Source organism: Halobacillus litoralis, from assembly GCF_020524085.2.
GTDB classification, from domain to species: Bacteria; Bacillota; Bacilli; order Bacillales; family Halobacillaceae; genus Halobacillus; species Halobacillus litoralis_E.
The window spans coordinates 3205559-3222459 of the sequence record NZ_CP129016.1; the positions used below are offsets into that span (position 1 = coordinate 3205559).

The following is a 16901-nucleotide window of genomic DNA, read 5'->3' on the forward strand; positions in this document are numbered from 1 at the left end:
GTCGGACCATGATGAATCGTATTATCCTATCTTTCTTAGCTATATTCTTACTTGCAGGATGTCTCCAGAAAGGCGATACTGTCCAAGTACTTACAGCTACACCCGAAAATTATGAATTATACTTATACTCAGAAGCGGATAAGGAAGAGTCTGCACAGGATTACTTAAGTGCCCTGCTCGATTGGAAATTGAAACAGGATGATGGTACTGAATTGCAGTTCGAACAAACCGAAAAGGACAAAAACGACTTGAATATCCCGACGGAGGAATTACCTGTTCTCGTAGTTAAAGAAGAAGGTAAAACGGTTACCACGATCTCTGGAAAGAACCCACGTGAAAAAATATTAATGACATTAGAAAATCATATAGCGATGGTTAGATAAGCCTTTAAGCCTTCCCCGTAAAACATGTGGGAGGTTTTTTTGTAGGCAAAAAAGAATAAGGCAGTTCCAATTAGAGTTCACTCGATGACTGCTACAGTGCATAATAGGACAGGTAGAGGCCATCTACCTTCCTGTACCATGCAAAAAAGCCCGGCAGACTCATGGGAGCCTGCCGGGCTTTTTATATCTTTTCTTTATTTAACAATATGGATCGGTTGGTCAATGGCAACTTCAGCTGCTTCCATTGTGATCTCACCTAGTGTCGGGTGAGCGTGGATAGTTAGAGCTAAATCTTCGGCAGTCATACCGGACTCAATAGCCAAGCCAAGCTCAGCGATCATGTCACTAGCATTCGCACCAGCAATTTGAGCACCGATAACAAGGCCGTCTTCTTTACGTGTCACGAGCTTCAAGAAGCCGTCACTTTCGTTAAGAGATAGCGCACGTCCGTTTGCTGCAAATGGGAATTTGGATGCTTTCACATCGTAGCCAGCATCTTTTGCTTCTTGCTCTGTGTAACCAACAGAAGCTAGTTCTGGATCAGAGAAGACGACAGCTGGAATTCCAAGGTAGTCGATCTCAGACTTCTCACCAGAAATCGCTTCTGCAGCGATTTTACCTTCATAAGAAGCTTTATGAGCAAGTGGTGGTCCATCAACGATATCACCAATCGCATAAATGTTATCAATGCTCGTGCGGCACTGTTTATCGATTTCAATGATACCTTTATCTGACATCTTGATGCCTAGATCTTCAAGACCGATTTCGTCTGTGTTCGGACGACGACCAACTGTGACAAGTACGTAATCCGCATCGATGGATTTTTCTTCACCTTTAGCTTCATACTTAACAGTTACGCCGTTTTCTGTCTCTTCAACACCTTGGGCCATAGCTTCCGTTACAACGTCTACGCCTTTTTTCTTCAGACGCTTCTTAACGATGGAAGACATTTGCTTCTCGAAGCCGCCAAGGATGTCTTTTGTACCTTCAAGGATGGTTACTTTTGTACCGAAGTTTGCATACGCTGTACCAAGTTCAGTACCGATGTAACCGCCGCCGATTACGACCATTTTCTCTGGGATTTCATCCAGGTTTAAAGCACCTGTAGAATCTAGCACACGATCAGAGAATTTGAATGAAGGGATCTCAATCGGACGAGAACCTGTTGCAATGATGCAATTGTTGAACGTGTATGTTTGAGAGTTTTTCTCATCCATAACACGGACTGTGTTTTTATCTACGAAGTAAACTTCTCCTTTTACGATGTCTACTTTGTTTCCTTTAAGAAGACCTTCAACACCGCCAGTCAGTTTGTTTACAACGCCACCTTTCCACTCTTGTACTTTAGAAAAGTCGACGGTTGTGTTTTCTGACTTGATTCCCATGTCTTCAGCGCCTTGAGCGTGTTCGTAACGGTGACCCGCCTGGATCAACGCTTTGGAAGGAACACAGCCGACGTTCAAACAAACGCCACCAAGGTTACCTTTGTCGACAATGGTTACATTTTGACCGGATTGTGCAGCACGGATGGCGGCAACATAACCGCCAGGACCCGCACCGACAACTAACGTATCTAGTTCAATTGGGAAATCTCCTACTACCATACTTTACGCCTCCATCATGATTAGTTGTGGATCGTTCAGTAAACGCTTGATGTTGTTCATTGCGTGCTGAGCTGTTGCGCCATCGATAATACGGTGGTCGAAGCTTAGGGAAATCGCAAGAACTGGAGCTACTACAACTTCACCATCGCGTACGATTGGCTTATCTGCAATGCGTCCGATACCAAGGATCGCCACTTCTGGGTGGTTGATGACCGGTGTGAACCACTGGCCACCGGCAGATCCGATATTCGTAATTGTAGTGGAAGCACCTTTCATTTCTTCAGATGATAGTTTACCGTCACGAGCTTTCACAGCTAGTTCGTTGATTTCGCTTGAGATTGAGAAGACGGACTTGCGGTCTGCGTCTTTAACGACTGGAACCATTAGACCTTTCTCTGTATCAGCAGCGATACCAATATTATAATAGTGTTTCTGAATAATTTCATCCGTATTGTCGTCAATTGACGTATTAAGAACAGGATATTTTTTCAGAGTAGAAACAAGAGACTTCACAACATATGGAAGGTAAGTCAACTTGATGTCCTGCTCAGCTGCAACAGCTTTGAACTTCTTACGGTGAGCAACTAGTTCAGATACATCCACTTCGTCCATCAACGTTACGTGAGGAGCTGTGTGCTTGGAGTTCACCATAGCTTTGGAGATCGCTTTACGGATTCCGCTCATCTTCTCACGAGTTTCAGGGTAAGCTTCACCTGCAGCTGGAGCTGCTTGTTGCGTAGAACCTGCTTCTTCCTGCTTCTCTTCAGCCGGAGCTTCTGTCGCTGCTTCTGCTTGTCCGCCGTTCATGAAGCTTTCAACGTCTTCTTTAAGAACGCGGCCGTTTTTGCCGGATCCTTGAACTTTACGGATGTCGACATCGTTATCACGAGCGAATTTACGCACAGAAGGCATAGCTACAACGCGGCGGTCTTCGTCAACGTCACCATCGTTTGCAGATGCTGCTGGTTGTTCAGCTTTTTCTTCTTTGCTTTCTTCTTTCGATGCTTCCTCTTTTTCTTCTTTAGGCTCTTCTTTAGGCTCTTCTTTAGGCTCTTCAGAAGCAGGAGCATCTTCAGATCCATCATCGATTGTGATGATAACTGTTCCGACAGTCGTTGTTTCACCTTCGTCCACGTGGATGTCTTTGACCGTTCCATCTACTTGGGAAGGGATTTCTACTACTGCTTTATCGTTTTGTACTTCACAAAGTACATCGTCTTCTTTTACTTCGTCGCCAGGCTTGACGAACCACTTCGCAATTTCACCTTCGTGGATACCTTCACCGATATCAGGCAGTTTAAATTCGAATGCCACGGTTATTACCTCCTAGTATTAGAGATGATTAAAAGTTCATAACGTCGTTGACTTTTTCAACGATCGTGTTGTGATTTGGCAACCATACTTCTTCTGCTTGTGTGAATGCATACACTGTGTCTGGTGCTGCTACACGCAATACAGGAGCTTCAAGGTGAAGGATGGCTTTCTCTTGAATTTCAGAAACAACGCTCGCTGCGATTCCTGCTTGTTTTTGAGCTTCATGGACAACAACAGCGCGGTTTGTTTTCTTAACAGATTCAAGGATTGTTTCGTAATCGACTGGAGATACAGTACGAAGGTCGATGACTTCAGCACTGATTCCATCTTTTTCAAGCTCTTCTGCAGCTTTAAGAGAAGAGTGAACCATTGCACCATAAGCAACAAGAGTAACGTCTGTACCTTCGCGCTTAACGGCAGCTTTATCAAGATCTACTGTATATTCTTCTTCCGGCACTTCTTCACGGAATGAACGGTAAAGTTTCATGTGCTCAAGGAAGATGACAGGATCGTTATTACGGATGGAAGAGATCAAAAGACCTTTCGCATCGTATGGATTGGATGGAATAACTACACGAAGACCAGGCTGTTGAGCCATTAGACCTTCAAGGCTGTCTGCGTGAAGTTCTGGTGTGTGTACACCGCCGCCGAAAGGAGAACGAACAGTAATCGGCATTGGACGAGTACCACCAGAGCGGTAACGATAGCGAGCCATTTGACCGCTGATTGCGTCCATAACTTCGTATACGAAACCGAAGAATTGAATTTCAGGTACCGGACGGAAGCCTGTAAGAGCAAGCCCGATGGACATACCGCCGATTCCGGATTCAGCTAGTGGTGTATCAAATACACGATCTTCGCCGAATTCTTTTTGAAGACCTTCAGTCGCACGGAATACTCCGCCGTTTTGACCAACGTCTTCACCGAAAACAAGCACGTTTTCATCATTTTTAAGTTCTGTGCGCATCGCGTCTGTGATGGCTTGGATCATTGTCATTTGTGCCATGATTTACTTCGACTCCTTTTCCTTGTATTCTTCCAACTGCTCTTTCAAGTTTGAAGGAAGTTCCTCATGCATGATACCGATCAAATCAGTAACACTTTGTTTTGGAGTATTGTCAGCTTCTTTAACAGCTGCTTTGATTTCTTCTTTTGTTTTTTCGATCAATTCGTTCTCTTCCTCTTCAGACCATAGGCCTTTTGCTTCGAGGAACTTACGGAAACGAACGATTGGATCTTTCTTCTCCCACTCGTTGTCTTCATCTTCCGTACGGTAACGAGTCGGATCGTCTCCGGCCATTGTGTGTGGGCCATAACGATAAGTAAGTGTCTCGATCAATGTCGGACCTTCACCGTTCACAGCACGCTCACGTGCATCTTTCGTTGCTGCATAAACAGCAAGAACGTCCATACCGTCAACCTGGATGCCTTCGATTCCGGCAGCTACGGCTTTTTGAGCGATTGTTTGTGCTGCAGATTGCTTCTCAACAGGTACAGAAATCGCAAAGCGGTTGTTTTGTACGACGAAAATCGCTTGAGCACCGAATGCACCAGCAAAGTTGATTCCTTCATAGAAGTCACCTTGGGATGCTCCGCCGTCACCTGTGTATGTGATTGCTACGGCATTTTCACCACGTTTTTTATAACCAAGACCAACACCGGCTGTCTGCGTGATTTGCGCACCGATGATGATTTGTGGGCTCACTGCGTTAACACCTTCAGGCATTTGGTTTCCTTTATGGTGTCCACGGGAGAATAGGAATGCTTGGTAAAGTGGAAGACCGTGCCAGATCAACTGTGGTACATCACGGTATCCCGGAAGAATAAAGTCAGCTTTCTCCAGTGCAAATTGGCTTCCAAGCTGAGATGCTTCCTGTCCTGCAGTTGGAGCGTAGAAACCAAGACGTCCCTGGCGGTTAAGCGCGATGGAACGCTGGTCAAGAATACGCGTATAAACCATACGGCGCATAATTTCTTTAAGATCTTCATCAGATAGGTCAGGCATAAAATCTTCGTTTACGATTTCGCCTTCTTCGTTAAGGATTTGAAACGTTTCGAACTGATTTTCAATGTTCTCAAGAGTTCGTTTCAAAGTCATTCACCCTTTCCTTTCGTATTTTAAAATGGATGCTGTGAGTAGCTTTCCCAATTATGAAAAAAAAACTGTACCGATTTGCTCTTTACGTTTTACCCTGAACACTTCTTTATTAATCATGCAGGGGCTTTTATAGAAACTGTTACATTCTTCAAGTAAGATTCAATGGTACAATGTCAATCCATTATGTAGTTTAGCTCAAATCGTCATCATTCGTCAATCACTTAGCTACATAATATCTATACATAGTCATAGAGGCTTCTAACAGCGGTCGAAAAATGACTTATTTTGTTATTTCAGAACACAATACTGTATCACCACAAAATTAAGCCTGTATTAATCTTACGTTTTTTTCCCTTTACAATCAAATGAATTGTTTAGTGCAGAGCCTTCACTTGTCCATGTACAAATACTTCATTAGTGAAGATGAGCAATAAAGGACCTCCCTCACCACTAAACACTTGAGATCTATTTCACTACACCTTTCACAATCATCCTTTAAAAACAAAAAGCCGTGGACGACTATGGTCGTCCACGGCTTTCCTGTTATTCTTCTGAAGAAGATGATTCTGATTGTTCCTCATAAGTTACATCAAGTTCCATCGCTTTATAAAGTTCTTTTTTCAGTGCATTATACTCTTCGGTGTGTTTGTTGAACGTTTCATTATGTTCAATCACTTCATTATACTTCTGATTGATCTTATCGATTTGTTCCTGCAGTTTTTCTTCTTTCAAATCTTCGTTCTGCATCATTTCATACAGTTCGGCATCGAGAGTCAAAGCTTCGTCATAAGCCGTATATAAATTTTGATAGGAATCGTACCTTGCATTCATTGTTTCAACTAATTGATCTGCTTTTTCTTTTGCCTCTGCATTTTCTTCCTCTATATCTTCGATTAAAGGTTCAATCTTATCGAATTCCTCTTTTGCCGTATCGATGCTCTCTTTTTCAAGTTCAAGCTTTTCTCTGCGTTTTTCAACAATAGAGGCCGCCTGCTTGGATTTTTCTTTGATTTCATCAAACTGATCCATGTTCAAATTGATGATTTCTTCATATAACTTTTGTTCTTCTGTCTCAAGATCCACCATCGGCTGCTGTTGTTCGCGAAAAGCATCTTCCAACGTCACTGCTTTTTCAAGATGTTCATAAATCTGTTCTTGTGCTGACTGACCTGTGCAGGCAGATAAGAAAGCTGCAACGGCTAGGAGCACCACTAGCTTATGTAATCGCACACCTTTTCCCCCTCGAATTCCGTGAAACATTATTGTAATCTAAACGTATCTACAATAGTATAATAAATGATATCAAATTGAAAGCACCTTTTTCACATATGTTACCATTGACATGGATAGGAGAAAGGTCTATTGGCGAGAGCTCATTTATTCCATTCATTATAGATACTGAATCCAATGAGTTAGAGCTGTTTGAAAATGTCTAGTTTGAAAGGATGTTGCTTAAATGATCACAATGGACGATATCGTTCGTGAAGGTCACCCCGCTTTGCGTAAAGTGACAGAGGAAGTGACCCTCCCCCCTTCTGAGGAGGATAAAAAAACATTGGAAGAAATGATCCAATACTTGAAGAATAGCTAGGATGAACAAGTTTGTAACCGATACGGACTCCGTCCTGGAGTCGGCTTAGCTGCACCGCAAATTAATGTAAATAAACGGATGCTGGCTGTTCATTTCACTGATATGAAAGACAAGTTATATAGCTATGGCTTATTCAATCCTCGTATTGTTAGTCATTCAGTGGAAAAAACCTATCTTACTACAGGAGAAGGATGTCTTTCCGTCGATCGTGAAGTGCCTGGATATGTTCCACGCTATCGCCGTATTACAGTGAAAGCTACGGACCTTGAAGGTAATGATGTGAAGCTGCGCTTGAGAGATTATGCAGCCATCGTGTTCCAACATGAAATTGATCACCTCCACGGGGTCATGTTCTACGACCACATCGATCAGGAGAACCCTTTCAAAGAGCCGGAAAACGCTACACCTGCCGATCGATAAAAAACAAAAGCTCCACCGTCCTAGGACGGTGGAGCTTTTTTAACTTTCTCCGTAGAGCTTCCGTTTATTGAAAAAATTACTTCAACAAGCCTATTTCATAAATCGCATGAGAGAGGCCGTCTTCACCCACATCTTTTGTTACAAAATCACTGACGGCTTTCGTTTCAGATACTGCATTCCCCATCGCGATTCCTGTTCCTACCTCACGGATCATTTCGATATCGTTCAAACCGTCGCCAAAAGCGTAAGTATCCTCCATCCTTAGACCAGCTGCTTCAATCATCTTCTTGATTCCTTCCGCTTTCGATCCACCTTTTGGAAGAACATCACAGGAAACGGGGTGCCAACGGATGTAATCGAAAGATTCGTAGGCGTCTCTGTACTCTTCGATTTCATCCCCTTCACAAAACAGGAGGGACTGATAAATATTTCTTCCTTTAAAAAAGGCGGCGTCCGCACTAGGGTGATCAATATAAAGCGTTCCAAGACTTTCTTCTATATGATCGTGATCTGGTACAGAAGCTTTCATTTCTTCATGGTTCATGAAGACCATTGGATGGTCGTTCTGCTCTGCGTGTTTATGAAGTCGTTCTAACTCGGGTTCAGATAATGGATTCGTGTAAATTTCTTTTCCTTCAAAAACGACATATTGTCCGTTGAAACTTACAAAGGAATCGATTCCAAGTTCCTCTCTCAACTTCTTGTACATGAAAGGAGCACGACCGGTTGCAATGGCACAGTACACTCCTTCATCTTGTAGTGCTTGAATCGCTGCCTTCGTTTTCTCTGGCAGTTTTTTTTCATGATTCAGTAGTGTTCCGTCAATATCAAAAAAAGCAATTTTTTTCGTCATTTCCTTGTCCTCCTCGTCGGCCTGCGTACAATTTCTCTTATGTATCATAGCATACCCCACTCTTTGGCTATACTGTAGCATGAGTGGATAGGTTTGAGAAGAAAAACACACGATATATACAAAATCTAATATGTAAATGTTTCATTCTTCCACAAACCGTATTATACTAGAGATAACAGGGATTGGGCGGTTTAACGTTTTTTTGTTTTCTTCTTCAGGATGAAAGGGGATAGATGCCAATGATGAAGCGTCTACGAAGGAAGCTTAGAAAACGTTGGAAAAATTTCATGAAACGAAAAACATACGCGTAAACCATTGTTTTAGGGGTGTACCGAGCACCCGCACATACCATTATCATTCCCATACAGGAAACAAACGTGCTATGATGATGACAGGACAAGAATGTGGAAATTATATCTAGTTAGGAGCGATAGAGTAATGATATTTAAAGTACTTTATCAGGAACTTGCGAGCGAAGTTCCTGTCCGTGAACGTACAGACAGCATGTACGTGGAAGCGGAAACAGAAAGACAAGTTCGTGAAAAATTAAAAAATGAAGGATTCAATATCGAATATATTCAGGTGCTTGATGAGGATCACCTTGAATATGAGAAGCAATCCGAAGATTTTAAAGTGGAGAATTTTTAACCGATGAAATTCGTGAAAAATGACCAGACAGCCGTATTCGCCCTTGGCGGACTCGGTGAAATTGGTAAAAACACGTACGGAGTACAATTCCAAGACGAAATCATCCTCATTGACGCTGGTATCAAATTCCCGGAAGACGAGCTGCTCGGTATCGACTATGTTATTCCGGATTATACGTACCTCGTCCAAAATCAAGATAAAATCAAAGGGCTATTCATTACGCACGGTCACGAAGATCACATTGGTGGAATTCCGTACTTGCTGCGTGAAATTAATATTCCGATTTATGCGGGCAAACTGGCGCTCGGCCTTATCCGCAATAAGTTGGATGAACACGGCCTACTGCGGAATGCGAAACTGAATCCGATCCAGGAAGACGATGTCATCAAATTCCGTAAAACATCCGTTTCCTTCTTCCGTACGACGCACAGTATTCCTGACTCTTACGGAGTTGTAGTTAAAACTCCACCAGTAAACGTCGTACACACAGGGGACTTCAAATTCGACTTCACCCCTGTTGGAGAACCGGCTGACCTTGCCAAGATGGCCGAAATCGGTAAAGAAGGCGTGCTAGCCCTATTGTCCGATAGTACCAATGCAGAAGTTCCTGGTTTTACAAAATCAGAACGTGTGGTTGGACAGAGCATTGACGACATCTTCACGCGTATGGATGATGGTCGATTAATCTTTGCAACCTTTGCATCCAACATCCACCGTCTACAACAAGTGGTAGAATCTGCAGTAAAAAATGGCCGTAAAGTGGCTGTCTTCGGACGAAGTATGGAATCTTCCATCCGAATCGGTCAGGAACTTGGATATATCCGTGCCCCTAAGGATACATTCATTGATGCCCAGCAGATCAACCGACTTCCAGCAAATGAAGTCGTGATCCTTTGTACAGGCTCACAAGGTGAACCAATGGCTGCCCTGTCACGTATCGCCAACGGAACTCACCGTCAAATTCAAATTCAACCAGGCGACACCGTCGTGTTCTCTTCTTCCCCAATCCCTGCAAACACGATCAGTGTCAGCCGTACCATCAATAAACTCTACCGCGCCGGTGCCGATGTCATCCACGGCCCATTGAATGACATCCACACATCCGGTCACGGTAGTCAGGAAGAAATGAAGCTCATGCTTCGTTTGATCCAACCGAAATTCTTTATGCCGATTCACGGGGAATACCGTATGCTGAAGGAGCACACGAAGCTCAGCCATGATTGTGGCGTCGAGCCTGAGAACTGCTTCGTTATGGATAATGGTGACGTTCTTGCTCTTGGTAAAGAGGAAGCTACTGTCGCAGGTAAAATCCCTTCCGGATCTGTCTATGTCGACGGAAGCGGAATTGGTGACATCGGTAACATCGTCCTTCGTGATCGTAGAATTCTTTCTGAAGAAGGTCTTGTCATCGTAGTCGTTAGCATCAACATGAAAGAATTCAAGATCGCATCAGGTCCTGATATCATCTCCCGTGGATTCGTCTACATGAGAGAATCAGAAGACTTGATTAAAGAAGCACAGAATCTCGTCAGCTCCCATGTTGAAAAAGTGATGGAGCGTCGTACGACTCAATGGTCTGAAATCAAAAATGAAATTACAGATACCATTGCACCGTTCTTGTTTGAAAAGACAAAACGTCGTCCGATGATTCTTCCAATCATTATGGAAGTGTGATCATAAAAAATCCCCGCTGGGAACTCCAGCGGGGATTTCTTTTTTTATGTCAGGCGTTTCAATGCTTTTTTCATGTCTGGTAAGTCGAGGTTTCCTGACTCGAAGAATTCTTTAACGATATACTTGGAAAAATTCACAGCTGATTGATAGTCAATTTTTCCAGGAAGTGGCGCCTGGTCTTCAATGACGACATCGATCAATACAGGTTTCTCGGAAACAAAGGCCTGCTTCATCTTTGTAGAGAGCTCCTCATACGACTCAATTCGATAACCTTCTCCCCCACAAGCTTCTGCAAATTTAGCGAAGTCCACTTCCCCCTAAGTTCGTGGCATAATTCAAATGCCCCATCTGTTCTTGTTCGTACTTAATCATTCCAATCTTACTATTGTTCAGCACAATCATTTTAATTGGCAATTCATATTTGACGGCGGTCACAAAATCATGCATCACCATGGAGAATCCACCGTCTCCGGAAACTCCAATCACTTGTTTATCCGGATATGCTTTTTTCGCTGCAATCGCGCCAGTAAGACCACTTCCCATGGTTGCAAGCCATCCAGACAAAACGAACTTCTGGTTCACAAGGTGTAAAAAGCGGGAAAGCCATACGGTCACGTTCCCTACATCTCCGGATATAATGGCTCCTGGTTCCATATGCTTCTCAAGTTCATACATCACTTGTGGTGCATGTAATGGGTTCTCCGTAGATCGTTTCTCTTCTTGTAGAGCGATTCTCCAATCATTCATTTTTTCCTGATAATACTCAAGGTACTCTCGCTTTTCGACAGGAGCAGTAAGCTTCTTCAAAGCGGCGAGGGTCTCTTTACTATCCCCAGCCAATCCGACTTCAATAGGATAATACTTCCCAAGGTTCTCAGGTTTATTGTCAATTTGAATGGCTGTGACATCTTCAGGAAGGAAATCACGGTAAGGAAACTGTGTACCTACTAGAATCAATAGATCCGTCTCCTTCATCGCATGGTAAGCAGGCTTCGTTCCGATTTGACCATGCTGCCCTAGGCAATACGGGTGGTTATCCGGAATTACTCCCTTAGCAAGCAGACTTAAAATGATCGGGGCTTTAATGGACTCTGCAAAATCGATCAATTCATTCGGGGCATTTCTCGTTCCCTGTCCTGCCAGAATGATCGGTTTTTCTGCTTTTTCAATCAGCTGTCTCGCTTCATTCAATTGATTCTGTGCAGGGAAAATTTCTGGACGATAATAGTCTCCAGATGTGAGGCGGACCTCATCTGTCTGTTTGGCTGCAAATAGATCATCCGGGACGATCAAGACAGAAACACCCTTATGGGCGTAAGCTTCTTTGATTGCCTGATCGAGTAAATCCGGAAGCTGAGCTTCTGTCTCCGCCCGACGATTGAAGACAGCAACATCATCGAACATTCTTTCCAAGTTGATTTCATGGAACGCTCCCGTCCCCACTTCTTCACTATGCACTTGTCCGACAATCGCGAGCACTGGCGCGCTGTCTGCTTTTGCATCATAAAGCCCATTAAGTAAGTGGACAGCTCCTGGTCCAGCAATCGCTGCTGTGACACCAATCTTCCCTGTCAATTTCGCATAGGCCGCCGCTGATAAAGCACCAGTCTCCTCATGGCGGACTTGGACGAATTCAATTTCTTCCTGCCTTTTTCTTAAGTCATCAATCAATTCATTGATGGAGTCGCCCGGCATTCCATATATGTGATCGACACCCCAATTGATGAGTTGTTGTGTCATGACTTCTCCTGTTCGCTTATTGAACATCCAAATCATCCTTTCAAGCTCCTTAAATTATCTCCTATAACCCTTCTTATTTCCTTTTCCTGCTTTTCTTAAACAAACATATCAATGTTCATGATGCGGAAAGACCATTCTTTTATTGTAGAAAATATAAAATACCCTCTGGCCTTCTACTGACCAGAGGGTATTTCTTGTTCTTTTTAATCTTCTAATACGAGGTTCTTTTCGAAACGACTAATATCCTTATCTGCTCCAATAACAATAAGCACGTCACTCTCTTTGATTTCTTCCGTGGCCATCGGGGATACAATCACATCTTTCCCTCGTTTAATAGCAACAACGTTACATCCATACTCGGCACGGATATCAAGGTCTACAAGCGTTTGTCCGCCCATTTTGCTTCCAGCTTTCACTTCGACGACACTATGGTCATCAGAAAGCTCGATATAATCTAGAATATTGTTGGATATGATGTTGTGAGCGATTCGTTTCCCCATGTCACGTTCGGGGTGAACGACTTGATCGGCTCCTATTTTATTGAGGATTTTCTCATGGTAATCATTTTGGGCTTTGACCGTAATCATTTTGATGCCCATTTCCTTCAATATTAATGTCGTCAGCATGCTGGCCTGGATATTATCCCCGATGGCTACGATGACGTGGTCGATGTTGCGGAACCCGAGCTCTTTCAGCACATTTTCATCTGTAGAATCGGCAATAACAGCGTGTGACGCGATATCACGGTATTCATTTACTTTATCTTCATCAAGGTCGAGGGCAAGAACTTCCATTCCCTCTCGGCTCAACTCACGGCAGATGCTGCCTCCGAATCGGCCTAAACCAATGACAGCGAATTCTTTTTTCATACGTCAACCCCCAACTGTCTCGCAAAATCTATGCTTATTCTATCACATAAATCCCCACCTCAACATATAGATTCACCATATTCATCAAAGAAAAGATCTTCAACTAAAGCTCCCTTTTCTTGAAGACTCAGTTTCGAGACTTCGTTGAGTGGATGGGGCTGCGGGGAATAACTCGCTTTCCGCGGGAGCGCGGTGAGCCTCCTCGGACTGCGTCCTGTGGGGTCTCACCATGCACTTTTTTCCCGCAGGAGTCTCGCCATTCCCCTCCGCCCCTTTGCTATATCAGTGTCTCGAAACCACTTCATGAATAATCAGCTATTCTATTTGATGAGAGTATAAGGAGAATACTCCCAAGCCGAGGTACTTGAACCCTGAAAGCCTGATACAGAGCGTTTTATGCCTACAACAACCGCGATAGTGGAAGACCATCCAACTTTGGTAAAGGGGTTCGTTTACCCCCTCTTGGAATGGGGTGGTTGGGAAGCTGCGAGACTCCCGTGGGAGAAAGGAGATAGGCGAGATCCCGCAGGGCGTTAGCCAGAGGAAGCTCGCCACTCCCCCACAGGAAAGCGAGTAGCTACCCGACCACCCCTGACGCCCAACATAGCAACGAACCCCGGAAAAATCTCGAAACTGAGTCTTCCACAATCCTGCCATATTCTTTAATAAAGAGAAAAAGCATAGAATCCGTAGATTCTATGCTTTTCAGGTAGCTCGATTATTTTTTTCCTTTTACATAATCCGCATCGAATAGGAAGAGTCTCATTAAGAGAATGAGTGATGGAATCAATAATAACAGTCCTGCAATAAAGACGATGACCAAAGCGATGGCCATTGAGTCGTTGGTCACACCACTCGTAATGGTAACGTAAGGATAAAGCAGGTACGGCAAGTGAGAAGCTCCGTAACCAAAGAAGGCTATGAAGAACTGAATCATGACAGCAACGAACGCCCAGCCATAATACTTCCCTTGATATACGAGAAAGACAGCAATCATGAAAAAGGCTACGGATATCCCGAAGACCCACCATAATTCAATAGCCCTTTGAAAGTGATCCATATTTTGCTGGCTAAGTGCGATAAACGTCGTGAGACTTGCAATGATGGTCGGAGAACTCCAGAACAACGCGTATTTTCTGAGGATCTCGAGCGCTGGCTTATCCCCTGCCCGATTAGCATAATAGGTAAGGAACATGGCGCTGATATAAAGGACACTGACAATAGCAAGGAAAACGACACTCCAAGAGTAGGGACTTGAGATCAACTCTCCGTATAGTAGTTGCACACCGTTAGCCGTCTCTTCAATATATCCACCTTCGGATATCGTTAACGCCGTTGATAGAGAGGCCGGGATGAGCAATCCGGTCGCTCCATACAAGAACATATAAAGCGAGTTATCTTTTGAACCATAGTTCTCGAAAGCATAGAAAGATCCTCTAATAGCGAGTAGAACAATGGCGATGCTTCCCGGAATCAAAAGCGTTTGACCAAAATAATAAGCCATATCCGGAAAAAATCCGACAAGTCCTACGAAAAAGAAGACGAAAAATACATTGGTCACTTCCCATACAGGCGATAAATAACGAGAGATCAGCTGGTTGATCAAATGATCTTTCTTCGTCATTCTCGCATAATAAGCGAAGAATCCAGCTCCAAAGTCGACAGAAGCGACGATTAAATACCCATAAAGGAAAAGCCATAGAACTGAAATACCAATCAATTCATAACTCATACGTCACCCTCCTTGCTTGCAGCGGCTGTCTGAGGATAACGATGTTCCAGTTCCAATTCAGCCGGTTTACCTTTGAAAATTTTCCGCAATGTGATGAGACATCCCATAGCCAGTACAAGGTACACAGCTGCAAAAAGAATGAACATCGAGAATACATACGGAGAGGTTGTCGCCCCTTCTGCGACAGTCATGAAACCACGTAAAATCCATGGTTGGCGCCCTACTTCTGCGTAAATCCAACCAAACTCGATCGCAAACATGGTCAGAGGACCTGTAGCTACAATGCCCCATAACAGAAGCGGGTTGTATTCGTTCCATCTTTTAAATTTCCAAAAAATGAGGAAAAGGAGCGAAATGCCGAGTGTGTAGAATCCGATGCTGACCATGAGGTCGAACATATAGTGGATCCATAGAGGCGGCCGTTCCTCTTCCGGTGTTTCATTTAACCCTTCAACCTCTGCATTAAAGTCTCCGTGTGCAAGAAAACTCAATGCGTTCGGAATCCGAATTGCATTTTCAACTTCATTATTTTCATTCAAAGTACCGAAGACAACAAGGTCCGCACCTTCTTCTGTCTCAAAATGCCATTCTCCCGCCGCCAATTTTTCCGGCTGGTACTCAGCAAGGAATTTGGCAGAAAAGTCGCCAGCAACAGCTGTTAGAATCGCAAATAGAAACGTCATCGTTACCGTCAGCTTCAATGCTTTTTTATGATATAACGAACCTTTTTTAACGAGAATGATGAACGCCGCAATACCAGCAAGTACAGCAGCAGCTGTTAAATAAGAAGAGGAAATGACGTGAAACACCTTCGTCGGGGTCGCAGGGTTAAACATCGCTGCCAGTGGGTCAACGGCTGTAAAGCGACCGTCCTCCATTTCAAAACCTTGGGGTGTGTTCATAAAAGAGTTGACTGTAGTTATGAAAAGAGCAGACAACGTACCACCAATGACCACGGGAATGGATAAGATCCAGTGGTAGATCGGCTTCTTGAAACGGTCCCATGTATATAAATAAATGCCAAGGAATATCGCTTCAAAGAAAAACGCGAACGTTTCCATGAAAAGCGGTAACGCAATGACATTCCCCGCCAACTGCATAAAACTTGGCCAAATCAATGATAACTGCAAACCAATAGCCGTACCTGTTACAACTCCGACAGCTACTGTAATCGTGTAGCCACGCGCCCAACGTCGGGCAAGCAATGTATAGTGTGGATCTTTTTTCTTTATTCCGATGAGCTCGGCAATCGATACGAGCACAGGAACACCGACTCCAAGTGTCGCGAAAATCGCATGGAAAAGCAGCGTCATAGCCGTTAGTGCCCGGCTCACTTCAACGGTTTCAAAACCAAACATCTTTGTTCCCCCTAACTAAAATCGGTCACTACTATCGTTAGTATAATGCGTGAAAACGGTTCATGGTTAGATGGTTGTTGACGATTTTGTGACATCCTTCACAAAGTGTCTGTTTTATGAAGATGGTACCCGATTTCCTTGTGGTTGTCGAACGTTATGCCTACATCTCTTCTTCCCCGTTGGTCATTCAATTTAACGTGCGAATGCAGATAACCAGCACACCACTTCTACCATTAAAACTCCCTTTACGTGAAGACTCAGTTTCGAGACGTTTGTGTGATTTTAGGGGCTACGGGAAAAGGTTCGCTTTCCATGGGGCGGGCGCTGAGCCTCCTCAGGCTACGCCTTCCGGGGTCTCACCTGTCCCACACGTCCCATAGGAGTCTCACCGTTTCCCTCCGCCCCTTCGCCAAGGAAGATTCTCGAAACCACTCCTAAAAAGGCAGCTCGTATGATTATGGGAGTGGATGCCTAGTACACCTCAACAGTACGTTAAAGCTTGATCCACAGCGCTTTACACCTCTAACAGTTGGATAGTGGAAGAACCGTCCAACTTGGTACAAGGGTTCGTTTCTCCCTTACATCGAAAGGGGTGGTTGGGAAGCTGCGAGACTCCC

Annotated in this window: 12 protein-coding genes and 2 pseudogenes; 4 read left to right on the forward strand and 10 right to left on the reverse strand. The window is 44.0% G+C overall.

Going from position 1 to position 16901, the window contains the following annotated elements; translation table 11 throughout:
• Positions 1-8 precede the first annotated feature (8 nt).
• Positions 9-383: a hypothetical protein gene (locus LC065_RS16400; RefSeq protein ID WP_226589066.1), complete on the forward strand. Its 375-nt coding sequence runs from the start codon at positions 9-11 to the stop codon at positions 381-383.
• Between the two features lie 194 nt (positions 384-577).
• Here the strand turns inward: LC065_RS16400 and lpdA are convergent, their stop codons facing one another.
• From lpdA to LC065_RS16425, 5 genes are all read right to left on the reverse strand, one after another.
• On the reverse strand, positions 578-1987 hold the full coding sequence (lpdA, locus tag LC065_RS16405; protein ID WP_226589065.1) for a dihydrolipoyl dehydrogenase: 1410 nt from the start codon (positions 1985-1987) through the stop codon (positions 578-580).
• A 3-nt stretch (positions 1988-1990) separates the two neighbouring features.
• Positions 1991-3301: a dihydrolipoamide acetyltransferase family protein gene (locus LC065_RS16410; protein ID WP_226589064.1), complete on the reverse strand. Its 1311-nt coding sequence runs from the start codon at positions 3299-3301 to the stop codon at positions 1991-1993.
• A gap of 28 nt (positions 3302-3329) precedes the next feature.
• On the reverse strand, positions 3330-4307 hold the full coding sequence (locus LC065_RS16415) for an alpha-ketoacid dehydrogenase subunit beta (RefSeq protein ID WP_306163560.1): 978 nt from the start codon (positions 4305-4307) through the stop codon (positions 3330-3332).
• A 3-nt stretch (positions 4308-4310) separates the two neighbouring features.
• On the reverse strand, positions 4311-5393 hold the full coding sequence (gene pdhA / locus LC065_RS16420; protein ID WP_306163956.1) for a pyruvate dehydrogenase (acetyl-transferring) E1 component subunit alpha: 1083 nt from the start codon (positions 5391-5393) through the stop codon (positions 4311-4313).
• 549 nt (positions 5394-5942) lie between these two features.
• The gene (locus LC065_RS16425; RefSeq protein WP_226589060.1) at positions 5943-6629 is read right to left on the reverse strand and encodes a YkyA family protein; all 687 of its coding nucleotides are present in this window, start codon (positions 6627-6629) and stop codon (positions 5943-5945) included.
• Positions 6630-6855: 226 nt separating this feature from the next.
• Between LC065_RS16425 and def the strand changes: the two are divergent.
• Positions 6856-7410, forward strand: a pseudogene (gene def / locus LC065_RS16430) (peptide deformylase).
• Positions 7411-7486: 76 nt separating this feature from the next.
• On the opposite strand, the gene LC065_RS16435 reads toward def, so the two are convergent.
• Complete coding sequence (locus LC065_RS16435; RefSeq protein WP_226589054.1) at positions 7487-8263, reverse strand: Cof-type HAD-IIB family hydrolase; 777 nt, start codon at positions 8261-8263, stop codon at positions 7487-7489.
• A 438-nt stretch (positions 8264-8701) separates the two neighbouring features.
• On the opposite strand from LC065_RS16435, the gene LC065_RS16440 reads away from it, so the two are divergent.
• Complete coding sequence (locus tag LC065_RS16440; RefSeq protein ID WP_160912697.1) at positions 8702-8911, forward strand: DNA-dependent RNA polymerase subunit epsilon; 210 nt, start codon at positions 8702-8704, stop codon at positions 8909-8911.
• A 3-nt stretch (positions 8912-8914) separates the two neighbouring features.
• Positions 8915-10585, forward strand: coding sequence for a ribonuclease J1 (gene rnjA, locus LC065_RS16445; protein ID WP_306163561.1), 1671 nt, complete (start codon positions 8915-8917; stop codon positions 10583-10585).
• Positions 10586-10629: 44 nt separating this feature from the next.
• Here the strand turns inward: rnjA and LC065_RS16450 are convergent.
• The 4 genes and pseudogenes from LC065_RS16450 to LC065_RS16465 all read right to left on the reverse strand — a co-directional run bounded on the left by LC065_RS16450 (position 10630) and on the right by LC065_RS16465 (position 16284).
• Positions 10630-12352: pseudogene (locus LC065_RS16450) on the reverse strand (pyruvate oxidase).
• Between the two features lie 176 nt (positions 12353-12528).
• The gene (locus tag LC065_RS16455) at positions 12529-13194 is read right to left on the reverse strand and encodes a potassium channel family protein (RefSeq protein WP_226589048.1); all 666 of its coding nucleotides are present in this window, start codon (positions 13192-13194) and stop codon (positions 12529-12531) included.
• Positions 13195-13912: 718 nt separating this feature from the next.
• Positions 13913-14926, reverse strand: coding sequence for a cytochrome d ubiquinol oxidase subunit II (locus LC065_RS16460; protein ID WP_226589046.1), 1014 nt, complete (start codon positions 14924-14926; stop codon positions 13913-13915).
• Positions 14923-16284: a cytochrome ubiquinol oxidase subunit I gene (locus LC065_RS16465; RefSeq protein WP_226589042.1), complete on the reverse strand. Its 1362-nt coding sequence runs from the start codon at positions 16282-16284 to the stop codon at positions 14923-14925. The genes LC065_RS16460 and LC065_RS16465 overlap by 4 nt, the downstream gene beginning before the upstream one ends.
• Between the last annotated feature and the right edge of the window lie 617 nt (positions 16285-16901).